This window comes from Paenibacillus sp. IHB B 3415 (genome assembly GCF_000802655.2).
GTDB classification, from domain to species: domain Bacteria; phylum Bacillota; class Bacilli; order Paenibacillales; family Paenibacillaceae; genus Paenibacillus_AQ; species Paenibacillus_AQ phytohabitans.
Map to the genome: position 1 here is coordinate 1 of NZ_JUEI01000020.1, position 24244 is coordinate 24244.

16 protein-coding genes and 1 pseudogene are annotated in these 24244 nt (G+C 53.9%); 14 read left to right on the plus strand and 3 right to left on the minus strand.

Features of this window, described 5'->3' with window-relative positions; translation table 11 throughout:
• Together QW71_RS10930 and QW71_RS10935 are read left to right on the plus strand one after the other, a co-directional pair.
• Positions 1-228, plus strand: a pseudogene (locus tag QW71_RS10930) (hypothetical protein); the annotation flags it as partial.
• Positions 225-569: a ferredoxin family protein gene (locus QW71_RS10935; protein ID WP_039297374.1), complete on the plus strand. Its 345-nt coding sequence runs from the start codon at positions 225-227 to the stop codon at positions 567-569. The pseudogene QW71_RS10930 and the gene QW71_RS10935, both read left to right, overlap by 4 nt.
• A gap of 120 nt (positions 570-689) precedes the next feature.
• Here QW71_RS10935 and QW71_RS10940 read toward each other — a convergent pair whose 3' ends face one another.
• Positions 690-1235: a glutathione peroxidase gene (locus QW71_RS10940; protein WP_039297377.1), complete on the minus strand. Its 546-nt coding sequence runs from the start codon at positions 1233-1235 to the stop codon at positions 690-692.
• A gap of 292 nt (positions 1236-1527) precedes the next feature.
• Between QW71_RS10940 and QW71_RS10945 the strand changes: the two genes are divergently transcribed.
• The 7 genes from QW71_RS10945 to QW71_RS10975 all read left to right on the plus strand — a co-directional run bounded on the left by QW71_RS10945 (position 1528) and on the right by QW71_RS10975 (position 10414).
• Complete coding sequence (locus QW71_RS10945) at positions 1528-2202, plus strand: Na-translocating system protein MpsC family protein (RefSeq protein WP_039297380.1); 675 nt, start codon at positions 1528-1530, stop codon at positions 2200-2202.
• 149 nt (positions 2203-2351) lie between these two features.
• On the plus strand, positions 2352-2741 hold the full coding sequence (locus tag QW71_RS10950) for a response regulator (RefSeq protein ID WP_039297382.1): 390 nt from the start codon (positions 2352-2354) through the stop codon (positions 2739-2741).
• Positions 2742-2959: 218 nt separating this feature from the next.
• Positions 2960-5236: a PAS domain-containing hybrid sensor histidine kinase/response regulator gene (locus QW71_RS10955; protein ID WP_052769980.1), complete on the plus strand. Its 2277-nt coding sequence runs from the start codon at positions 2960-2962 to the stop codon at positions 5234-5236.
• Positions 5237-5732: 496 nt separating this feature from the next.
• Complete coding sequence (locus tag QW71_RS10960; RefSeq protein WP_039297385.1) at positions 5733-6809, plus strand: bifunctional 3-deoxy-7-phosphoheptulonate synthase/chorismate mutase; 1077 nt, start codon at positions 5733-5735, stop codon at positions 6807-6809.
• Positions 6810-7006: 197 nt separating this feature from the next.
• Positions 7007-8461 carry a SulP family inorganic anion transporter gene (locus QW71_RS10965; RefSeq protein ID WP_039297388.1) on the plus strand — a complete coding sequence of 485 codons (1455 nt, stop codon included), beginning with the start codon at positions 7007-7009 and terminating at the stop codon, positions 8459-8461.
• A 498-nt stretch (positions 8462-8959) separates the two neighbouring features.
• Positions 8960-9637, plus strand: coding sequence for a deoxyribose-phosphate aldolase (gene deoC / locus QW71_RS10970; protein ID WP_039297391.1), 678 nt, complete (start codon positions 8960-8962; stop codon positions 9635-9637).
• Positions 9638-10120: 483 nt separating this feature from the next.
• Positions 10121-10414, plus strand: coding sequence for a hypothetical protein (locus QW71_RS10975; RefSeq protein ID WP_039297394.1), 294 nt, complete (start codon positions 10121-10123; stop codon positions 10412-10414).
• A gap of 171 nt (positions 10415-10585) precedes the next feature.
• On the opposite strand, the gene QW71_RS10980 is transcribed toward QW71_RS10975, so the two are convergent.
• The gene (locus tag QW71_RS10980; protein WP_039297396.1) at positions 10586-11866 is read right to left on the minus strand and encodes a glycoside hydrolase family 125 protein; all 1281 of its coding nucleotides are present in this window, start codon (positions 11864-11866) and stop codon (positions 10586-10588) included.
• 29 nt (positions 11867-11895) lie between these two features.
• Positions 11896-14652, minus strand: a complete 2757-nt coding sequence (locus QW71_RS10985; protein WP_039297399.1) for an alpha-mannosidase — start codon at positions 14650-14652, stop codon at positions 11896-11898.
• Between the two features lie 358 nt (positions 14653-15010).
• On the opposite strand from QW71_RS10985, the gene QW71_RS10990 reads away from it, so the two are divergent.
• The 5 genes from QW71_RS10990 (at position 15011) to QW71_RS11010 (ending at position 24120) form a co-directional block, all read left to right on the plus strand.
• Positions 15011-15961 carry a sugar ABC transporter permease gene (locus QW71_RS10990; RefSeq protein ID WP_042140053.1) on the plus strand — a complete coding sequence of 317 codons (951 nt, stop codon included), beginning with the start codon at positions 15011-15013 and terminating at the stop codon, positions 15959-15961.
• A 16-nt stretch (positions 15962-15977) separates the two neighbouring features.
• Positions 15978-16889 (plus strand): carbohydrate ABC transporter permease, encoded by a 912-nt coding sequence (locus QW71_RS10995; RefSeq protein WP_039297404.1) that lies wholly within the window; start codon positions 15978-15980, stop codon positions 16887-16889.
• Between the two features lie 38 nt (positions 16890-16927).
• Complete coding sequence (locus tag QW71_RS11000; RefSeq protein ID WP_039297407.1) at positions 16928-18538, plus strand: extracellular solute-binding protein; 1611 nt, start codon at positions 16928-16930, stop codon at positions 18536-18538.
• 95 nt (positions 18539-18633) lie between these two features.
• Positions 18634-20937: a glycoside hydrolase family 3 N-terminal domain-containing protein gene (locus tag QW71_RS11005; protein WP_039297409.1), complete on the plus strand. Its 2304-nt coding sequence runs from the start codon at positions 18634-18636 to the stop codon at positions 20935-20937.
• 3 nt (positions 20938-20940) lie between these two features.
• Positions 20941-24120: an alpha-mannosidase gene (locus tag QW71_RS11010; protein WP_039297412.1), complete on the plus strand. Its 3180-nt coding sequence runs from the start codon at positions 20941-20943 to the stop codon at positions 24118-24120.
• The last annotated feature ends 124 nt before the right edge of the window (positions 24121-24244 follow it).

Here is a 24244-nt window from a genome sequence, read left to right on the forward strand (position 1 = left end):
CAACCGCGTGAAGCGGCCGCCATGCTAAATGTCGGCCGCTGGATCTACACCGCCGCGCTGGCCCGCAAGGAGAGCCGCGGGCTGCAGCGCCTGGCCGAGTATCCGGCGCTGGACCCGAGCCAGACCCACCGCCTGATCCTCTCCGGTATCGATACGATTGGCATCCGCACCGAAAGTGTGCCGCATGCCCAGGAGCTGCGGATACCAAGAGAGGAGCGGGCGATATGATTGAACTGGTCAGCCAGGACCGCTGCATCGGCTGCAGGCTGTGCGTGAAGGTCTGCCCGACGAATGTCTTCGAGATGCAGGGCAAGCTTGCCGTCATTGCCCGCCAGGAGGATTGCCAGACCTGCTTCATGTGCGAGGCGTATTGTCCGGCGGATGCGCTCTATGTGGCGCCGCAGGCAGATCTGTCCATGGAGGTGGATGAGCAGGAGCTGATTGAATCAGGCCTGCTGGGCAGCTGGCGGGCAGAGATCGGCTGGAACCCGGGTGCGGAGGATACAATGGCGGAGCGGGACACGACACCTTTCTTCGAGGTGTTCACCGAGACTTACCGCGGCAAGTAATCAGGAATAAGCAAGTAAATGACAAAAAGGTGTTCTGCAGCCCTTGCCGGCAGCGGAACACCTTTTTTTATTTGAATATTTCACGGGTAACATAGCCTTCGTCATTTTCGCTGAAACGCTTTACAACAGCTTCTGAATGGCAGGCTCCATGTCCAGCGGATCAACCGGAGATTCGAAGCGCTCCACCACGTTGCCGTTACGGTCAATCAGGAACTTGGTGAAATTCCATTTGATCTCATCGTTTGTGAGTGCAGCAGGATCACGTTCCTGAAGCATGGTGTGCAGCAGCTTGCCGTTTGAGTCCGTGTCGTCAAAGCCCTGGAAGCCGGCCTGTTCCGTCAGATAAGCGAACAGCGGATGGCGGTTATCCCCCTTAACATCAATTTTTTCGAAAAGCGGGAAGGTTACGCCGTAATTGATCTGGCAGAACACGTTAACCTCTTCATTGGAGCCGGGCTCCTGTTCGCCAAACTGGTTGCTGGGAAACCCGAGAATTTGCAGGCCCTGCTCCTGGTACTTCTCATGAAGCTTCTGAAGGTCGGAGTATTGCGGAGTATAGCCGCATTTGCTGGCAGTATTAACGATCAGGAGGACTTTATCCTTGTATTGTTCAAGCCGGGTCTCTTTCCCCCGGATATTGCGGGCCTCATACTCATAAATGCTCATTGCTGCTTCATCCTCCCGGTATATGTAATTAATATTTATAACTATTTAATTGTAAACAATTTAATTTTGGGTGTCAAACTAATTATAAATAATTAGGGTAATACTAATATTGTGCCCTTCATACATATCCAGGGAAGCCCCGGCAGCCCTTTATGAACTTTTATATATTTATATATATACGAAGTCCCCCGGTTGAGATTATACTAAAGTGAACGAACCGTTTTTTCAGCAGGCGGAGCGTCTCCCCATACGTATAACACAGACACAAGAATATTATGCTGGAGGAAATTGAATGAGCACTACGGAACTTACTAGCCAACTTTCCAGTTTCACAGGAAGATTACTGCGGGAACGCTTTGGGAAAGGGCCTGAATCAATACACGCCTCCATCGGGAAGCAATGTATAGCGCTGCATATCCGTAATTTTATCGGACCTGTGGAGAGATTTTTGTTAAATAAGGAAGAAGAACAGGCGTTTCGCTATACGAGAGAGCTTCTGATGAAGTCTCTGCTGCCCGAACTTGCGGCTTACCTGAAGGAAACGACGGCTATGGAGGTTGGCGAGCTTTTCTATGACTGGGGTATACATAACGCGTCTGGAATGATCGTTGCGCTCATTAAGAATGACGCTATGATTATTGACGATTATGCCGGGCGTCAAGAAGTCCATGCCCAGATTAATGAAGTTAGCAGGCAGGTACAGAAGGAACCGGTCCATACCGACTCCTGGTGGCTGGGCCCGCGCATTCTGATTATCAAACGTGAGGGTATCCTGATCCCGCTGGAGAAGGAACTGATTGGCCTTGGTTATGAGAATACGCTTAAGACCACCAAACGCAAGATGGAAAAACGATATTTGGAGGATACCACCACGATTGCCCCGATGCTCGGCAAGGAACTGTCGGATATATACGTGGATTGGGATTTCGACAAAGATACCAGTGTGATAGCTTATACTTTTCAATAAGTTTAACTATAAATAGGGCGGAAATGAGTCGGACATGCGAATGAGCCGAACATGAGCCGGAGAAGGGGGAATGGTCCCTTTCTTCGGCTTTTTTATTTTCTGCCTGTTTATGGGCTGTTGTGCTGGGACTTTTTAGGAGGATATGCACGATGGAGGAATACAAGAGGACAGTATTATATGTGGAAGATAATCAACTCAACATGGCCCTAATGCATCATATCTTCAAAAGAAACCTGCCCTCCATATTGCTGCTGGAAGCTGAAACGGCAGAGCAGGGGCTAAGTATGGCCCGTGAAGTACTGCCGGATCTGATCATCATGGATATCGGGCTGCCCGGCCTTAACGGATATGAAGCTCTGGAAATATTGCAGCAGGATGAGGCTACTTGCCATATTCCGGTACTGGGAACCAGTGCGTTTGCTCAATTATCGGATATTGAAAAAGCCAAAAACAGGGGTTTTGCCGCGTATATTACCAAACCGTTCCAGGTCAAAGCCTTCACCGAAACGGTGAAGAGACTGCTGGACAGCGGGCTCTAAATCAAGGATAAAGTAATGCAGGAATGGATTGAACAAAGGTGGGGAACTGGGGAGAACTCCGTCTGAAGGATGGTTCGCAGGTTAATATAATCTGCTATACATTTTATAGTTTATATTTCGACAGAATCATTTGACTTTCGCCCGGATATGCAAGATATTTATATTACAGATTTGAACTAAAAATGCATGTATTACTCCACGAACGGGCGGTGGAATTTATGCTAAGACAACATAAGGAGATCTCTTCTCCATTCGAACAGGCATTCAAAAAGGGGACTGCCGGAGTCGCATTTCTCTCCATTTCCGAAGAATGGACTAGTGTGAATCCGGCGGTAACCCTGTTGCTCGGATACACGGAAGAACGATTGCTGGGACATGGCTTCACGGAGTTTCTGTATGAAGATTCCCTGGAGATACATAGGCAAAAGATGGGGACTCTAAAAGCGGGAGAGGTTCCTTTTTTTGAATGCGAACTGAATTTCCGGCATGCAGACGGCTCTGTAGTTGCAGTACTGCTGCATGTTTCTCTGATTAGCGAGCCCTCTACGGGAATGGGCTTGTATTATATCGTTCATCTGGCCGGATTGCCGCACCCGGAAGCTAAGTCCATGGATGAACTTCCTGCACCGCCAGATGAGCTGTACCGCCTGATCGCTGCCAATATTAGAGACATTGTATATTATGCTACCCCGGATGGTATCTGCAGATACTGTTCTCCTTCGATTGTGGAAGTACTCGGGTATAAGCCTGAGGAACTGATCGGCTGTGATATCCGCGGACTGGTTCACCCCGGGGATATGGAATTTATTAGCGCACCGCAGGCGGCTGAGCTTCAGAGTGTGCAGCTGAGGATTCTTCATAAGGACGGGCGGTATCTCTGGATTGAATTCACGCTGCGGATTGTGGAAGACAGCGGGAACTGGAGCGTGCTTGCCGTAGGCCGTGATGTGACACAGCGCAAGATTATGGAGCAGAAGCTGCAGGAATCGGTAGAGCGGTATACCTCGCTGAAGAAATATAACCATGATGCGATTATTTCTCTGGATCTGAAAGGAAACATCATCAACGGGAATGAGAAGGCCGTACAGCTGACAGGCTACACGATTCCTGAGCTGGTGGGAATGAGTGTCGGCCGGATTATCGGGAACCACCATCTTCACGACGTGATCAGCTTCTGCCAGAAGAAGGGTTCCATGGAACGGAGCATCGACCTCATCTGGCATAAGGATGGACATTCCGTGGAGGTGCTGACAACCCTTGCCCCTATCATTATCAACAATGAGACGGTGGGCTTTTATATTATCGTCAAGGATATTACCGAGCAGAAGAAGCTGCTGATCGCCAAAGAAACCGCCGAGAATACGAACCGGGCCAAAAGCGAGTTCCTGGCTATGATGAGCCATGAAATCCGCACGCCGATGAACGGGGTGATCGGGATGACCGATCTGCTGCTGGACCTCAGTGATCCGGATTCTCAGCAAAGGGAGTACCTGGAAATCATCCGCCAGAGCGGAGAATCCCTGCTGAATATCATTAACGATATTCTGGATCTGTCCAAGATTGAGGCGGGCAAAACCTCATTGCATGAGGAACCGTTTGTCCTTCAGCACTGCATGGAGTCTGCTCTGGAGCTGCTGCAGCTTAAAGCGGAGAATAAGGGCCTCGCCATCCAGGTGGAGGTGGGTCCGGATGTACCAGCTGATCTGATCGGGGACGGAGAACGCTTGAAGCAGATCCTGATCAATCTGGTCGGCAATGCAGTGAAGTTCACTCACACGGGCGGGGTAAAAGTAGGCGTGCAAAGGATACGTGGAGAAGAGGCTGCTGATGGGGTAACGCTGCAATTTACAGTGGCGGATACAGGAATAGGCATTCCGGAGGAGGCCCGCAGCCGGTTGTTCGAGCCGTTCTACCAGCTGGATCATTACATGAGCCGCAAACATGAAGGAAGTGGTCTGGGGCTGGCGATCAGCAAGCAGCTGGTTGAAATGATGGGAGGCAGGATTCAGCTGGAGCCGCAGACCGGGCAGGGGGCAACCTTTGTATTTACAGTGGTGCTCCGGACCGAGAAGCAGGCTCTGACTGCTGAGGGGGCGGAGCCGGGCCTGCTGAGTCCGCAGCAGTTGAAGCGTTCTTTGCGCATCCTGGTGGCTGAAGACAATGTCATTAATCAGATTGTGCTGCGCAAAATTCTGGAGAAGCGCGGGTTCGCCGTGGATGTTGCGGAAGACGGGCTGCAGGTAGTCGAGATGGTCACTCAGCGCAGCTATGATCTGATCTTCATGGATGTGCAGATGCCCGGCATGAACGGCCTGGAGGCTACATCGAGAATCAGGCAGACGCAGCCGGCAGATTCGCAGCCGGTCATTATTGCCGTAACGGCTAATGCACTGAAAGGCGACCGGGAATTATGCATTGAAGCAGGAATGGACGAGTATATCAGCAAGCCGCTGAGAAGCGAGACGATAGTGAATGTTATCGGAAAATTCTTTTAATCAGCAGGCAGTCTTCCGTCTACACATCAATAAATAACGTTGCTGCGTTAAAGCTGTAATGCGTCACTCTGACATCTTGCATGTGGAAGTCATTTTGATTAAGATAGCAGAAACCGGTGCACAAGACGCACCGATATACCATTAAATGACAATGACGAAGAGAGTAAGCACTTTATAGCGGATCTTAACAGGGAAGGTGTGCCGGAGACTGAGAGCACCCTCATTTGACGCTTAGTGCCGAAGTTCACTTCCGAGTCGGCCCCTGAAGTACACTGCTGCAGCAGGTATGAGTAGGGAGGCCCGCTTCCAGCGTTAACGGGTGTAAGACAGAGTTAATCCGGTCCGGGATGAGGTAACAGCTTTCCGGATGCTGACGCGTCAGCAGGATTCATCTCTAAATAAGGGTGGTACCACGGCTCCTCGTCCCTTGCGACGGGGGGCCTTTTTGCGTTCGTTCATAGGATTAACTATTAACTACTAAAGGGAGTGTCAGGAAATGAGTAATGTGGAATTGGATAAGCTGAGAGCACGGCTTGATGAAATTAACGGACAGCTGCTGGAGCTGATCTCGGAGCGTGCCGGAATCGTTCAGGAAATCGGAGTGCTCAAGGAGAAGCAGGGTGTGCCGAAGTTCGATCCTGAACGCGAGAAAGCCATGCTGGATAAGCTGGTAGCAAGCAACAAGGGACCGTTCACCAGCGGCACGATCCGTACCCTGTTCAAGCAGATTTTCTCTGCTTCACTGGATCTGCAAAGCACGGAGCATAAGAAGTCCCTGCTGGTAGCCCGGAAAAATCACGCCGAAGATACAGTAATTACCCTTCCGGGTAATGTAACCGTCGGCGGATTATCTTCGCTGATGGTTGCCGGACCCTGCTCGGTGGAGAGTGAGCTGCAGACCCGTACAGTTGCCGCTGCCCTGCAGAAGGCAGGAGTAAAGGTAATGCGCGGCGGAGCCTTCAAGCCCCGTACCTCCCCGTATGATTTCCAGGGACTCGGGATGGACGGCCTGAGAATTCTGCGTGAAGCGGCGAATGAGTACGGGCTTCTGACCATCAGTGAAATTGTAGACCCGCGTCATATTGAAGAGGCCCTTGATTATGTCGATGTTATTCAGGTCGGTGCACGGAATATGCATAACTTCGAACTGCTCAAAGCGGTAGGGGAAGTGAACAAGCCGGTATTGCTGAAGCGCGGTTTGTCGGCGACACTGGATGAATTCGTCCATGCGGCAGAATACATTATGTCCCGGGGCAACATGGAGATCATACTGATTGAACGCGGCATCCGTACCTATGAGAAAGCGACCCGCAATACGTTGGATATTTCGGCAGTGCCGATTCTCAAGCAGGAATGCCATCTGCCGGTGCTGGTCGATGTGACCCATTCCACCGGACGCAAGGATATCCTGATCCCATGTGCCAAAGCCGCACTTGCCGCCGGAGCCGACGGCATCATGGTGGAAGTGCATCCCGATCCGGCAACCGCCTTATCGGATGCGGCGCAGCAGCTTAATATTGAAGAGTTCAACACCTTCTTCAATGAAGTGAAAGCCTCCGGACTGTACCGTTAATTTAAATATCTAGAATTTATGCGGAAATAGAAGGATTAATGAGAATAACGCAGTAATTAGCGCTTACAAGAATAGTTTGCACTTTTGTGGAGGTTAAGGAGGGTCAGGTACAATAACAAGTATTGGCGTTGCACCGGACCCGGGCTCTATGGAAGAGCCTATAACCTTATAACAAGACACAGGAGGAGCAGCACAATTTGAAGCAGTCAAGCTTATACAACAACGGTTGGTTTTCCAACACACGGAGCGACATTCTGTCGGGTATGACCGTGGCGATTGCCTTAATCCCTGAAGCGATTGCTTTCTCCATCCTCGCCGGCGTAAGCCCGATGGTTGGATTGTACGCATCTTTCTGTATTGCTATTGTGACGGCATTTGCCGGCGGAAGACCGGGCATGATCTCGGCGGCAACCGGGGCGATGGCGCTATTGGTCGGCAGCCTGGTGATTTCACACGGAATTGAGTACCTGTTCGCGGCCACCGTACTGGCGGGAATCTTTCAGATTCTGATGGGGATGCTGAAGCTTGGCAGATTCATCACGTTCCTGCCGCAGCCGGTAATGACCGGCTTCGTCAACGCATTAGCCATTCTTATCTTCATGGCCCAACTGGTGCATTTTGAAGGACAGGGCTGGATTATGTATGCGCTGGTGGCACTTACACTGGTCATCATTTATACGGTTCCGCGGATCACGAAGGCTGTCCCTTCGGCACTTGTAGCGATTATCGCAGTTTCCGTACTCAGTATTGTTCTTAATCTGGATGTAAGGACCGTAGGTGATATGGGCACCATTACTTCGGCTCTGCCGGTGTTCCATCTGCCGGATCTTCCCTTCACTCTGGATACACTGCTGATCATTCTGCCCTATTCACTATCGCTCGCTGTAGTCGGATTGCTGGAATCCCTGATGACCGCAACGCTGATTGATGATATTACCGGCACCGGCAGTGACAAGAACCGGGAAGCGAAGGGACAAGGCCTGGCCAATATCGTGACCGGCTTCTTCGGCGGGATGGCAGGCTGCGCAATGATTGGCCAGTCGATGGTTAATATGAAATCGGGCGGACGTACACGGCTGTCTACTTTTGTATCGGGGATCTTTCTTTTGTTCCTGATTCTCGTCCTGGGCGATGTGGTTAAGCAGATTCCTATGGGCGCTTTGGTCGGTGTTATGATCATGGTCTGCATCAGCACCTTCGAGTGGGGTTCACTGAAGACATTAGCCAAGGTGCCGCTCAGCGATGCACTGGTCATGATCGTTACGGTAGTTACTGTAGTAGTGACGGATAATCTGTCGATCGGTGTATTGTTCGGTGTTCTGCTGAGCGCTTTGTCTTTTGCCTGGAAAATCGCTTCAATAAAGCTCAGTGTCCATACGACGGCATCTGTAACTACCTACAAAGTATCGGGCCAGCTGTTCTTCGGTACAACCAGTCATTTCGTGCATGAATTTATGTATGAGAGTGATCCGCAGCAGGTGATTATCGACTTCTCCCATTCTCATGTGTGGGATCAGTCAGCGGTGGGAGCCATTGCCAAAACGCTGGACAAATACGCGGCACTCGGCAAAAAGGTAACGATTACCGGATTAAATGAAGAAAGTGCCCGGCTGGTGAAACGGATCGGCCTGAGCTTGTCGGACGGGCATTGAAGGGTAAATGTATTGAGGCTGTCTTTGGAGCTGTTTATGGCTTCAGAGGCAGTCTCTTTTTTTGTAATATCTTTTGCGTCAGGAAAATATTAACAACGAAATTACCGTGCGCGAAAGGGACGATCAGCAGTTACAACATGAGTATTGCCAGCCATTATGTTACGCAGATTGATCCGCAATGAACTGCCCTGCTGGAGGCCTCTGCCGCTTTTTGTGAGGTGGCCGGACAGATCATTGATGTGTCGGCGACGGCAGATCCGTGAGCTGACCGGTCTTCAACTGGAAAAGTCAAAGAAGTGTACGTGGCTTCGATGATGATCAGCGCGAACACGTGTGACTTGCGGGAAGCTATCTGGCAGGTGAAGGTATAAGCGGTGCTTCAAGTGTTGATCGGGCGTAGTAGCAGGTGTTCGCTCTCCGGCTTTCCAAAGTGTTCGACTATTGGTATGATTACAAGGAATGCGAACATCTACTACCGATTACATGGAGGAATTAATAATGAGTGAAACTACAATATCCGGGATTATTGATCATACGCTGCTGAAGGCGGATGCCCGTAAAGACGATATTATCAAGCTGGCTGAGGAAGCCAAAGCATACAAATTCGCTTCGGTCTGTGTGAACCCGGCCTGGGTGTCCACAGCCTATGCAGTGCTGAAGGATACGCCGGAAGTTAAAGTATGTACAGTGATCGGGTTCCCGCTGGGATCGTCCACACCGGAAACCAAAGCCTTTGAAACCACCGATGCGATTGCTAACGGTGCCGGCGAAGTGGATATGGTTATCAATATCGGCGCACTGAAAGACGGCAATGACGAGCTGGTGAAACGTGATATCGCCGCAGTGGTTGAAGCTGCCCGCGGTAAAGCGCTGACCAAAGTCATCATTGAGACCTGCCTGCTGACCGATGAAGAGAAGGTCCGCGCCTGTAAGCTCGCTGTAGAAGCGGGAGCAGACTTCGTGAAGACTTCGACCGGATTCTCCACGGGAGGCGCAACGAAGGAAGATATCGCACTCATGCGGGCGACTGTCGGCCCTGATATCGGCGTTAAGGCATCCGGCGGTGTGCGCAGTGCGGAAGATGCCCTCGTAATGGTCGGAGCAGGCGCAACCCGGATCGGGACAAGCGGCGGCGTAGCCATTGCCAAAGGTGAACAAAGTCAGAGCAGCTACTAAATACAACTCAGCTATGCACAGAAAAGGCTGTGGCCTCCTGGATTTCAGGGAGGCCGCAGCCTTTTCGTTTCTGTAAAGGGAATTATAATAGTTGTCTGGTTATCTGTTGTAGATAAGCTGAATATGAAATAGGCCGCCGAAAGTTAGCCGAGTAGGCTGAGCGTGGAAATTAAAGGGATAAATCCCTTTGAATTGGCCGGAAGTGGGCTGAGCGGCGGAATTAAAGGGATAAATCCCTCTGAATCGGCCGGAAGTGGGCTGAGCGGCGGGATTAAAGGGATAAATCCCTCTGAATCCGTTGGAAGTTGGCTGTACTGCACACGTCCCCCCTTGTAAAAGGACGCTAACGCTTCAGCGGGAGGAAATGAGGAGCATTAGTGCTCTTGAATTCACCGGACGCGGGCCAAATGAGGATATGAGGGGTATAAGTGCTCTTGAATTCTCCCCCCTTGTAAAAGGACGCTAACGCTTCAGCGGGAGGAAATGAGGAGCATTAGTGCTCTTGAATTCACCGGACGCGGGCCAAATGAGGATATGAGGGGTATAAGTGCTCTTGAATTCACCGGACGCGGGCCAAATAAGGAAATGAGGGGCATTAGTGCCCCTGAATTCACCGGACGCGAGCCAAATGAGGAAATGAGGAGCATTAGTGCTCTTGAATTCACCGGACGCGGGCCAAATGAGGATATGAGGGGTATAAGTGCTCTTGAATTCGGCCTCCTTGAATTCAAGGAGGCCGCAGCCGTTGGTGTAAACGAAATTATGATGGTTATCTAGTTATCTGTTGTAGATAAGCTGAATATAAAAATGGGCCGCCGAAAGTTGGCTGAGTGGGCTGAGCGGGCTGAGCGGGGAAATCAAAGGGTTAATCCCCTCTGATTCTGCTGGAAGGGCTGTACTACAGTGTGCCCCCTCATACAAATGGGTGGTACTCCCGATTCGCCGTGCCTAGACCAGCCCTTTGTCCATCGCTTTGCTGATCAGCGTGGCGAACAGGCTGTTGGACCAGGCGAACCACTCGCGCGAGAAATCGGAGGGATCATCCGGGTGGAAGCCTTCGTGCATATAACCGGTATCCGCATCGGTCCGGATCAGCATGTCGATCAGTTCTTTGATCTCCTCATCGTTATCTGCCGTCAGTGCCTGCATGGACAGCGCCATATGCCACACATAACCTCCCGGTGTATGCGGACTGCCGATGCCTTTGGCATGTTTACCTTCGAAATAGAAGGGATTGTCGAAGCTGAGGGCAAACCGGCGGGTGTTCTGATAAATTTCATCCTCCACACCCACATAACCAATATAAGGAATGGACATCAATCCCGGTGTGCCGGCATCGTCCATCAGAGAATAATTGCCGAAGCCGTCCGTTTCATAGGCGTAGATTCTGCCGTATTTCGGATGAGTCACGATACCGTAGGTACGGATGCCGAAGTCGATCTCCTTACGCAGCTTCGCCGCCCGCGCCGCCAGTCTTTCGTCCCCGTAGACCTCGCTTGCGATCTCGCGGATATATCCCAGAATCACCACGGCGAACATATTGGAGGGAATATTGTAGCCGAACTCGCAGCTGTCATCGCTCGGGCGGAAGCCCGACCAGCTCATGCCGGTATAGTTGACGGGCATGCCGCGTCCGTTATTGTACAAAGTCTCCGTATCCTGAAGCGTCTGCCGGATGAAGTGGTACGGCGATTTCTCCCCGTGGTACTGCTCAGTCTCTATAACATTCACGATGGAGGTCAGCGCCTGGTAGCAGGCGGTGTCGAAGATATCGGTCTGCTCCGCTTCCTTCCAGTACATATAAGCCAGCTGTACGACGAAGCAGAGGGAGTCCAGCTCGTATTTGCGCTCCCACATCCACGGGTTCAGATTGCAGTCATCGGTATCCCGGTAATGCTTGTCGCTGGCCGTTTCGTTGAAGGCATTCGTGTAGGGATCAATATTGACATAGAACATCTGCCGGGCAATCAGGCCGCGGAGAATCCGCTGCAATTCAGGATCATTTTTGGCAAAAGGAATGTAGTGGCGCACCTGCTCCGTGGAATCGCGCAGCCACATGGCCGGGATATCGCCGGTGAATACGAAGGTGGTGCCGTCGTCAAGCAGCTTAGTTGTAGTCTCCAGCGTATTCGGGAAACAGTTGCGGAATAATTGCTGCAATTTCGGATGATGCGCAAGCCGTTCGTCGGCTTCAGTCAGATACGTGGTAATGGAAGCTGGCAGGTTCATAGTCTAATTCCTCCTGGACATAGTTATGATTAGGGTTGTACTGCTTGCAGCGCATAGGTGACAATCTGGGCTTTGCCGACGGAGCTGCGGAGAATTCCATCATCTAATAATTCCCTGTGTTTCCGCCGCTCCAGAATATCACTGGCATGTACAGCCTGTACGGGAAAATGGGGCTCCAGCGCAAAGGGCTGCTCGGTATGCGCCAGATTGTACCACCGCAGGATAATATCCTCATGAGCTTCCGACAGCTTGAATGCGGAGAGCGCCAGCGTGCGGCCCTGCCACTTCAGCGGCTGATACTGGGCGGGCAGAGAGCCCTCTTGCCAGCCGGTTTGCACAGTGAACCAGGGGGCCTGGTATTGATAGGCCCAGGCAAAGGCCTCCGGCTGGGCGGCATCTCCGGCATACGGGTGAACTGCGAATTCAACGGTCTGCTCACCCAGACACTGGGCTTCCGGTGTTGGGAATACGCCCCAGTCCCCCAGCTCCGACACACTGCGCAGCAGGGTTACAGCAATGGTATTTCTTCCGTCACGCAGAACCTCATATTCGTTCAGACCCTTGTTTGCGATCACTACTCCGGCGCTGCCGTCCGACACGCTGACAAAAGCCTGCTGATGCTGGGCATTGCTCGGATTGAGCCAGCCCTGAGCCGGCTCAATCTCGCGCTCCGCCGCTTCAAATACAGAATCGGCCAGAAGGGTGGAGGCGGCAAGTCCGGTAGGGAAGAGGACACGCAGCCGGTGGTCCATGGCCTGATTATTAAACTTGGCCGAGACCAAGACACCAGTCCCGTTAGCCTCCAGGCTAATCCGGGTCACAATCCGCAGCGGTATCTGCTCAGAGGAGCGTCCAGCCTTACGCTGCCGGAACGGAACCATCCGGCGCTTCTCCTCCGCGAACGAAGCGTCGGCGGAAGCCGGAATGGTCCATTCATGCACGATTTCATAGGTGATGCGGTAGGGCTCATGCTCAGCAAGCGTGATGCGGGCGTCCAGTCCCCTGGTAGTCAGCGGGGTATCGCCCTCCGGCTGGCGGAACACATATTCATTGCCGATATCGCCGCAGTTCTCATAGACGCCGAGTCCCGTGAAAGTTTTGCCGGTGCGCTTATCCGTTACATCATAGGAGCCGTCCTCCCGGATACGGACAGCCAGGAAGCCGTTTTCCATCCCCGGCTCCAGGAGCGTAAGCGGACTTGCAGCAGCCCCGGCGGATTCGCCGCCCGGTAATTGTACCCAGGCAAAGGTTGTGTAGCCGAGCGGAGGTACCTGCGCGGCTTCGAAGGTCAGCCGCACGATGCGGGCCATATAAGGCTTGCGGAACTGATCGTCCGGCAGCTCATAGCCGAACCGGGTGCCAAGATCCTCCGCCTTGCAGGCAAGGACCCGTCCGTCCGCATCTAACAGCCGCCCGCGCTCCAGCACAAGCGGAAGCTGGTCCAGCGCCTCGGCAATGGCTGCAGGATTCGGCCCCTCCTTGAAGTAGCGCTTCGCGAAGATCACTTCCACGCTTACCGTGCCGCTGCGCTCCCAGCCTGTCGTATTGAAGACCGTCACAGGAATGGCGGATTCTCCCCAGGCATCTACGTCCTTGGTTCCAATCTGACCGGAGACCGCCTTCAGACTTTCTTCAACAATAGCCTCTCCTACATGCCTGCTCTTCTCGAAGCGTGTAATCATTTCGCGGTGAACCTCATCCACGCTGCAGCCGCAGATGCTGTCATGCGGATGATTCTGCATCAGCGTCTTCCAGGCGTAAGTCAGCAGGGCGTGGGGATAAGCCTGCCCGCTGACCAGATAAGCAAGTGTTGCCAGCGGCTCGGCGCCCTTCTCCAGCAGGGTCTGACCCCGCTGGTTCAGCTGCTTCAGATAGACGCGGGCCGAAGCGGTATTCACCAGCGTTCCCCAGCCGTCCGTGTGCTGGCTGCGCAGCTCGCCGGTCACGGTCACGAGATCCTCCGGCAGTGAAGGCCCAAGCGCATGTAAGTATTGCTCGAAGCTGGAATGGACAAAATCCATGTCCGGGTACAGCTCCCTGGCCGTCTCAAGCGCATCGGCGAGATCACGCTGTACCGGCTGATGATCACAGCCGTTCATGAACAGCAGCTCCGGGGTGGAGGCATATTTGCCGGCATCAGCGATTTTTTTATCCCAGAAGATCTTGGCTTCACCTGCATCCACAGGCACCTCGTTGCCGTTGCTGTACCAGTTGGCGAAGAGCAGTCCAAGCACGCTGGAACCATCGGGGGATTCCCAGAACATCTCGGAGTAAGGCGATTCATAGCTTGTGCTGGTCAGCTCACCGACCATATTGTCGAAGCCCGTCGGCTTCACACCGCGTCCGAACACCGCAGTCCCGATGTCTGCCTGCCGGAGCAGCTGGGGCGCTTGTCCCATATTGCCGAAGGAATCCGGAAAATAACCCAGCTTGGAGATAACGCCATATTTGGCCGCGTCCTGATGACCGGTCAGCAGATTGCGGACATTCGCTTCCGAGCTGGTCAGGAACTCATCCTGGAGCACATACCAGGGACCGATGACAATGCGTCCTTCACGGATGAATCTCTCCAGGAGTTCTCTTTTCTCAGGATGAACCTGAAGATAGTCTTCAATAATAATGGTCTGTCCGTCCAGATGGAAATAACGGTAGCGTTCATCCTTCTCCAGGGTCTCCAGGAGCTCATTCATCAGCTTCGCCAGCAGAACATGATGACGCTCGTAAGGCATGTACCATTCCCGGTCCCAATGCGTGTGGGAGATCAGGTGTGCGGTTGTACGGGTCATGACAGAAACCTCCTATATCATCAGTCAATTATTTAGCTTTGGCATTCGTAGCAAATGTTTGCATACCTGCCGGGCGATCACAATATGTAACTTTTGCAGTGTAAAGGAAGGTTCATAATTCACACATTTACGGCGGGGGGCAAGCTGTAGTCAACAAGAGCAGGCCAGGCCGGAAAGGCCCGCAGCAGCGCGGTTTTACACTCCCTTAACATGACAATGCAGAACCTACATATTTACGATGTTAGCTTTGTTTCACTACACTTTGTGTTGTAAGCGTTAGCAGAGAGGCTGTCACGAAGAATGCGAAGCGGCTACATGATTTAATGTTACGAAAACTAACATAGAGAGGAGTGGGAGAATGAAGGGGAGTAATGCTGCAGTATCCGGAAATCCTTCATTGAAGAACAAGTCCCTTGGCAAAAGAATCTGGCAAAACTGGGAGCTCTATCTGTTCATGCTTCCCGCGTTATTGTATTTCCTCGTTTTTCATTACGGTCCGATGTACGGCATTCAGATCGCTTTTAAGAATTTCGTACCCTCGAAAGGAATTACGGGCAGCGAATGGGTTGGCTTTGATCATTTTGAACGGTTCTTTAATTCCTATTTCTTCTGGGATCTGCTCTGGAACACCTTCAGCATCAGCTTCTATGAACTCGCAATCGGGTTCCCGCTGCCGATCATTCTGGCGCTGGCCTTCAATGAGGTCCGCAACGGCCCGTTCAAAAAATCGGTCCAGACGGTAACCTATGCGCCGCATTTCATTTCTGTAGTGGTTATGGCGGGGATGATCATTACCTTCCTGTCGCCGTCCAGCGGAATGATTGTCCGGGCCATTGAGTTCCTGGGCCTTCAGCCGGCGGAGTTTCTGACCGATCCAGCCTGGTTCAAGACGGTATACGTCTTCTCGGGCGTCTGGCAGAGCACCGGGTGGGGAACGATTATCTATCTCGCGGCTTTGTCAGGCGTAGATCCCCAGCTGCATGAAGCGGCCATTGTGGATGGAGCAAGCCGGATCAAACGGGTGCTGCATATCAATCTGCCAACGATTATCCCCACGATTACGATCATGCTAATCCTAAATATGGGGAATATTCTGGGCCTTGGCTTCGAGAAAATTCTGCTGCTGCAGAATTCGCTTAATATGGAAGCCTCCGATGTCATATCCACCTATGTATACCGCGCCGGTCTGGTGAACGCCCAATACAGCTTCTCGACGGCTGTGGGATTGTTCAACTCGGTGGTCAATGTGATTCTGCTGGTTACCGTCAACCGGATTGCCAAACGCACCAGTGAGAACAGCCTCTGGTAGAAAGGAGTTGAAGTCTTTGGTTACTGCCATGAAAGAATCCAGGGGAGACAAGCTGTTTCTGATCAGTACCTACATTTATCTGTTCCTCGCGCTGCTGGTTGTTCTCTATCCGCTGATCTATATTCTCAGCGCTTCCATCAGTTCACCGCAGGACGTCAATTCGGGAGCCATGTGGCTGTTTCCGAAGAATGTGACACTGGACGGATACAAGCTTGTTTTTGAGAACCCGAAGATATGGAACGGTTACTGGAACACTATTGTTTACACGGTGGCGGGCACTCTGCTCAATCTCGCCGTTACGCTGCCGGCCTCTTATGCGCTCAGCAGATCTGATTTTGTCGGACGCCAGCTGTTTATGGGCCTCATATTGTTCACAATGTTCTTCAGCGGCGGACTCGTGCCGACGTATCTGCTGGTCAAGAATCTGGGCCTTATCAACAGCATGGGTGCATTGATTCTGCCGGTGGCCGCTTCGGTCTGGAACATCGTCGTGGCCCGCACCTTTTTTCAGACGACCATCCCGAAAGAATTGCAGGAAGCGGCGCACATTGACGGCTGTACGAATCTGGGGCTGTTTATCCGCATTATTTTGCCGCTGTCCGCACCGATTGTAGCCGTTATGGCCCTGTTCTATGGGGTAGGCCACTGGAACAGCTATTTCCCGTCCCTGATCTATTTGAATGATGAAGCCAAGTATCCGCTGCAGATGGTGCTGCGCCAAATCCTGGTCCTTCAGGAAATGTCGGCCGAAACCACAGGTGCTGCGATCAACGGCGAGGTGGCTATGGCCATGAATAATAAGGCAGAGACGGCATCGCTGATCAAATACGGAGTCATTGTCGTCTCTACACTGCCCATCGTGGCTGTCTATCCGTTCCTGCAGCGTTACTTTGTCCAAGGGGTCATGATTGGCTCTGTTAAAGGCTAAACGGGTAAAATGTAAAGAACATAAGGGAGGAATCATCAATGCAGACCACACGTAAACCATGGAAGCTTCTGCTGTCTTCGGCTGTGATCCTTACACTGCTGGCAGGCTGCGGCAATTCGAACGAGGGTGCAGCAAACAATAGTACCGGAGAAGTCACAGTCAACAAGGAAGGTTTCCCGATTGTTACTGAACCCGTTACCCTGACGCTGATGGCGCCGGATGTAGGGATTCAGAACTGGGAGAACATGGCGGTGCTCCAGCAGATGCAGGAGAAGACCGGCATTACGCTGGAATACAAGAATGCGCCGAAGGACAGCTTCGAGACCAAGAAGAATCTGGTGTTTGCCAGCGGGGATTACCCGGATATCTTCTATGCTGCCGGTCTGACGACCGCAGAGCAGATGAATTATGGAGAGCAGGGTATCCTGATTCCCCTGGAGGATCTGATCGAAGAATATGCTCCTAACTTCAAGGCGCTGCTGGAGGAGAATCCGGATGTCCGCAAATCAATCACAGCACCGGACGGGCATATCTATTCCTTGCCGGTGGTGGAATTCAGCCAGCATTGGTACCGCAATCCGATGTGGTATAACGGCGATTTCCTGAAGGCGCTGAATATTGACAAGCTTCCTGAAACTACGGAGGAGCTGTATACCTATCTGAAGCGTGTGAAGGAAGAAGATCCGAACGGCAATGGTACAGCCGATGAGATTCCGATTTCTTCGGTTACAACGGCCGCTGCGAACCTCCGCGATATCCGCACCTGGCTGCTGGGCGCCTTCGGCATTTATGAAGAGGAAATATATGTGGACGATGCGGACAAGGTGCATTATACGCCGCTTGAAGAAGGCTACAAGGAGTATCTGATCTATATGAACCGCCTGTGGTCCGAGGAGCTGCTGGATCATGAGAGCTTCTCGCAGACGGCGGAGCAGAAGAAGGCCAAAGCGCAGAACAACCGCGTCGCCCTCTTCTCCGACTGGCATGCCTATATGACTAAGGGCGGAGAGCCTTCAACGACAGATCCGATGTTTGCGCCGGTCCGCAGCGAATCGGTGGCTGCCCCGGCGATTGCCAAGAACAGAGGGATTACAACCGGCGCTTTTGCGATCACGAACAGCAATCCGGAGCCGGAAGCCTCGCTGCGCTGGGTCGATTATCTCTACTCCTATGAAGGCGCCTTGTTCTTCAACAAAGGGCCAGAGGGCGTTCTCTGGGAATACACCGACAAAGACAACCGGGTTAAGCAATACCTGCCTGTACCGGACGGGAAGGAAATGGAAGATTACCGGGCAACGCTGACGCCGAACTACGGTATTCCCGCTCCAACGCTGTCTATGGATGATATCAACAAAGGGCTGAAGACGGACTTTGACCTCTGGGTGGAGCAGGAAACCAAGCAGAAGCTCCTCGATAAAGGCGCACGGATTCCCTTCCCGGCCCTGTTCCTCACCGTGGAAGAACAGACCGAGATCAGCAGTCTGAATTCGGATCTGAGCACGTATGTGAAGCAGATGGAAGCGAAGTTCATCACCGGAGCCGAGCCGCTTACGGGCTGGGACAATTATGTGGCGACCGTCAAGAAGATGGGCGGAGAGCGTGTGGCCGAGATCAACCAGGCAGCCTATGACCGCTGGAAATCGAACTAATGCATTCAAACTCTATCCATCTTCTTCGAAATTTCATCCTCTGAAGTGCCGCCAAAGAGCGGCATGAATGTCTATTGCAGAAAGGTGCTGTGTAAATGATCTATAAGGATAAGACACGCCCTGTGGCGGATCGTGTACAGGACCTGCTGCAGCGCATGACCCTTGGAGAGAAGGCTGGACAGTTAGTCCAGCCTTTCGGCTGGCAGTGTTATGAGAAGCGTCCGGATGGAACCACAGGTATGACGGAAGCCTTCAAGCGCCAGGTTGCAGCCGGAGGCGTCGGCTCCCTGTATGGAACGCTGCGTGCAGATCCATGGACCGGCGTCACGCTGGAGACGGGCCTGTCCCCGAAGCAGGGAGCAGAGGCGGTCAATGCCATTCAGGCTTACGCTATGCAGGAGAGCCGGCTTGGCATTCCTATTCTGTTCGGGGAGGAGTGCTCGCACGGACATATGGCAATAGGTGCGACGGTATTTCCGGTTCCGCTGGCTCTGGGCAGCATGTGGAATCCGGAGCTGTACCGGGAGATGTGCCGGGTAGTAGCCTTGGAGACCCGCAGCCAGGGAGGAGCGGCTACCTATTCGCCGGTGCTGGATGTGGTGCGCGATCCGCGCTGGGGGCGGACAGAGGAGACCTTCGGCGAAGATCCGTTTCTGATTGCCGCCATGGGCGTGGAGGCGGTAAAGGGCTTGCAGGGCGAGCGTCTGGATGCGGAGGATTCCGTTCTGGCGACGCTGAAGCATTTCGCCGCTTATGGCAGCTCGGAAGGAGGGCGGAATTCCGCGCCCGTGCATATGGGACTCCGCGAGCTGCATGAGGTGGATCTGCTGCCCTTCCGTAAAGCGGTGGAGGCCGGAGCACTCTCGATCATGACCGCCTATAACGAGATTGACGGGGTGCCCTGCACCACGAACCGTTATCTTCTGCAGGATGTGCTGAGGGAGCAATGGGGCTTTGACGGCTTCGTGATCACGGATTGCGGAGCGCTGGGGATGCTGACGAACGGGCATAACACCGCGGACAGCGGGGAAGCGGCGGTCGCGCAGGCGCTGCTGGCCGGCATCGATATGGAGATGTCGGGAGAGATGTTCGAGAAGCATATCGCGGATGCTATCGATCATGGACGGCTGCAGGAGTCTGACCTGGACCGCGCGGCCGCCCGGATTCTGGAACTGAAGTTCAAGCTCGGGCTGTTCGACCGTCCCTATGCTGATCCCGAGCAGGCTGAGCGGACAATCGGCAAGCCGGAGCACCGGGAGCTGGCGCGGCGGATTGCCGGTGAGAGCATCATTATGCTCAAGAATGAGAACGGCACGCTACCGCTGAGCAGGCGGATTCCGAAGCTTGCAGTGATCGGGCCTAATGCGGATGCGCCGTACAATCAATTGGGCGACTACACCTCGCCGCAGCCCAAAGGCGCGATTGTAACTGTGCTGGAGGGAATCCGGCAGGCTCTAGGCGGTAATGCGGACAATGTGCTATATGCACCCGGCTGCCGGATTAAAGGTGATTCCCGGGAAGGCTTCGCGCATGCACTGGCCTGTGCAGCGGAGGCAGATGCTGTCGTGCTCGCAATCGGCGGCTCAAGTGCCAGAGACTTCGGCGAGGGAACGATTGATCTGCTCACAGGGGCTTCTGTCGTGACCGAACATTCCTGGAGTGATATGGAATGCGGCGAAGGCATTGACCGGGCCACGCTCAATCTGATGGGCGTGCAGCTAGAGCTGGCGCAGGCCATCCACAAGCTGGGTAAGCCGCTGATTGTGGTCTATATCAACGGCCGCCCGATTGCAGAGCCGTGGATTGTAGAGCATGCCGATGCCATTCTGGAAGCCTGGTACCCCGGCCAGGAAGGCGGACATGCCATTGCCGATATTCTGTTCGGCGACGTGAACCCTTCCGGGCGGCTGACGATCAGCATTCCGAAGCATGCTGGTCAGCTTCCGGTCTATTACTATAAGCGGCGGACGAGAGGCAAGCGTTATCTGGAGACGGACTTTAATGCCGAGTATCCGTTCGGCTACGGCCTTAGCTTCAGTGAATTCAAATACAGCAACTTGAAGGTAGAGCCCTCCGTCATTACAGCGGATGGCGAAGCACTTGTCTCCGTGGATGTGACCCATTCCGGTGACCGGGCGGGGAGCGAGGTTGTGCAGCTGTATATTTCCGATCTGGCCTCTGCCATTACCCGTCCGGAGAAGCAGCTCAAGGGCTTCCGCAAGATCAGCCTCCAGCCGGGAGCAACGCAGACGGTGACGTTCAGCGTCGGCCGGGAGCAGCTGGAGTATGTATCGGCGGATTTAACGCGGATCGTGGAGCCGGGTGAATTTACGATCATGGCAGGACCCCACTCTGCAGAATATCTGACCGCACCACTCCATGTGAGGGAGGAGGGCTGAGTCATGAAGCGTATGAACCGTTTCATTGAGTGGCTGGCGAAGAGGCAGTGGACAGAGAAGGTAGAGCTTGCGGAATGGAATATGCGCAAGTCCCGCTACCTCTCTCCCGGCAACTATGAGCATGAAGAGGAGCTTCACCTGAATTACAGGATTGCACGGCTGGACGGCGGCTACGGCACCACGTATTTCCTTCAGCGGGAGATTACGGTTCCGGGAGACTGGGGGCCGGAAGAGTCGGCGCTGCTCTATCTGGGGCGCGGGGAGGGCCTGCTGAAGCTTAATGGAGCGCCCTATCATGGCCTGGACAGCAATCACTGGTTCATCCCGCTGCAGCCCGGCACTGCGGGAGAAGTCCTTCAGCTGGACATCGAGCTGTATGATCCGGTGCCTGAGCCGGAGGACCCGCTGAACCGCCAGGCGGTGATCAAGCCGCCGCTTACGGGAGTAGAAATCACGCTTGTGCGTGTGAACCCGGCGGTGTACAGCCTGCTGCATACGGTGAAGATCGTGCATGAAGCGGCCCTACTGCTGCCGGAGGGAGATATGCGCCGCATCCGCAGTCTTAAGGCACTGGAGTGGGTGATGGATACACTCTATATGAAGGAGGAGCTGCTCTTGGATGGCGATGCCGTCACTGCGGCTGAACAGCAGCTGCGGACAGAAGCGGCGGCGGAACGGTCTGCGGGACTGCATCCGGGGACAATGCACATGGTGGGCCAGTCGCATATCGATATTGCCTGGCTGTGGCCAGTCCGCGAGACGGTACGCAAGGTCAGCCGGACCTTCTCCACAGTCTGCGCATTGATGAACAGATATCCGGAGTTCCGGTACTCCCAGAGCCAGCCCCAGCTGTATGCCTTCGCCAAGGAGCATTATCCGGAGCTGTACGGGCGGATTAAGGAACGGATTGCCGAGGGCCGGTGGGAATTGGTCGGCGGCATGTGGGTCGAGCCGGATTTGAACATCCCCGGCGGAGAATCGCTGGTGCGGCAGATGCTGTACGGCCAGGGCTTCTATATGAAGGAATTCGGCAAGCGCTCCACGATTGAGTGGCTGCCGGATACCTTCGGCTATTGCGCTTCTCTGCCGCAGCTGCTGAAGCAGGCCGGAATTGATTATTTCATGACGACCAAGCTCGGCTGGAATGATACCAATCCCTTCCCGCATACGCTGTTCCACTGGGTCGGCATTGACGGAACGAAGATTGTGGCCTATCAGAATCACGGCGTGAATGAGCATACCCATCCGAAGGATGTTCAGGAGCACTGGCAAGCCTATGCCCAGAAGGAACAGCATGATGAGCTGATGCTGCTCTACGGCCACGGCGACGGCGGAGGCGGGGTTACCCATGAAATGCTGGAATACGTGGCCCGCACGGACCTGGCGCCGGGCCAGCCCGTCAGCAAATTCTCTACGGCGGAGGCTTTCTTCTCGGAGATCGGCTTGCGCCAGCCGGAGCTTCCGGCATGGCATGGAGACCTCTATCTGGAGCTTCACCGGGGAACCTTCACAACGCATGCCTTCAATAAGCGCAGCAACCGCAAGGCGGAGGTCTTATACCGGCAAGCGGAGATCTGGAGCGTGCTCGCGCAGAAGAACGGGCTTCCGGAGCCTGTGCAGCCGGAGCTGAAGATGGAGCTGGAGCTGCTGCTGAAGCATCAGGAGGAGCTGGCGGAAGGCTGGAAGCTGCTGCTGCTTAACCAGTTCCATGATATCATTCCCGGCACTTCGATTCCGGAGGTATATGCCACTTCGCGGGAGCAATACGCGGACATATTCAGCATAGGCCAGCGGGTGCTGGATACCTCACTCCGTGCCTTGGCAAGCAAAGTGAATACTACGGGAGAGGGCCGTCCCTATGTCGTCTTCAACAGCCTGGGCTGGGAACGCACAGAGCTGATCCGGCTGGAGGGAGACCGCAGTCTGGCGGCGCTGCAGGCGTTCGATGAAGACGGCCTGCTGGACAGTGAAGGCTGGAGCACGGATGAAGACGGCGGCAGCTATACCCTGGTTATCCGGGTCCGCAAGGTTCCTGCTTTTGGCTGCCGGACATTCTGGCTGCGGGAGGCGGCTGCGCCTGCCGGCGAACAGCCTGGGCGGCAGGCCGAGCCCGTCAGTGTAGACGGTTTCCCGGAGCAATGGGAGACGGACCACTATATTCTTAACTTTAATGAAGACGGGGAAATCAGCCGCTGGGTTGACAAAAGCGCCGGCCGGGAGCTGCTTCAGCCCGGACAGACCGGCAATCAGCTGCAGTTCTATCATGACACCCCGCCTTTGTGGGATGCCTGGGACCTCGACCCGCGTTATGAAGAGCAGCCTGCGGGCAAGGCGAAGCTGCTGGACCGGCAAGTTGTCACAAGCGGACCTGTGCTGACCGTGCTGAAATTCCGCTGGCAGCTGAATGAATCCCTGATTGAGCAGGAGATCATTCTGCCCCGGCACAGCCGCAGGGTGGATTTCCGGACTAACGTAAGCTGGAGGGAGCAACATAAGCTGCTGAAGGTTGCTTTTCCGGTGGACATTGTGGCCGCAAAGGCTACGTACGAGATTCCATTTGGAGCGCTGGAGCGTCCGACTCACCGCAATACCAGCTGGGAGCAGGCGCAATTCGAGGTCTGCGGACACCGCTGGGCAGATCTGTCCGAAGGCGGCTATGGCGTCAGTCTGCTGAACGACTGCAAATACGGCTATGACATTCATGACGGGGTGCTGCGCCTGTCGCTGCTGCGTTCTCCCCGCTGGCCTGACCGTAATGCGGATCAGGGTGAACATGAATTTACGTATTCCCTGTATCCCCACGGCGGAGAGTGGCGGCAGGCTGACGTTGTAAGGGAGGCGGCTGAACTGAATGAACCGGTGCAGGTGATTGGCGAGCAGCCGCATTCAGGCCGTTATTCAAGTACTTATGCCTGGCTCAACTTCCAGAGCAGTCATGTGATGCTGGACACGATCAAGAGTGCAGAGGACGGCAGCGGAGTTATTGTCCGGATGTATGAATCTGCAGGCAGCAGAGGGACGGCTGCGCTGGACTGGAAGGATGCAGATATCCGTGCCTGCCGGGTCAATCTGCTGGAGAGTGAGACGGGCACGCTGGAGACTTCCGGCGGAGCGGCCTCGCTGTCCTTTAGACCCTATGAGGTCCAGACGGTCAAACTATATAAGAAGCACGAAAGAAATTAACAGAAAGCAAAAGAAGCGGAGGGGAAATTTGGAACTGTAGGAGCGGTAGCGACCGCCTTTGTCAACGGATTTCCCCCGCGAGTACAGCGGAATAATTCAAGAAATCTGTTGACAACAGTGGCCG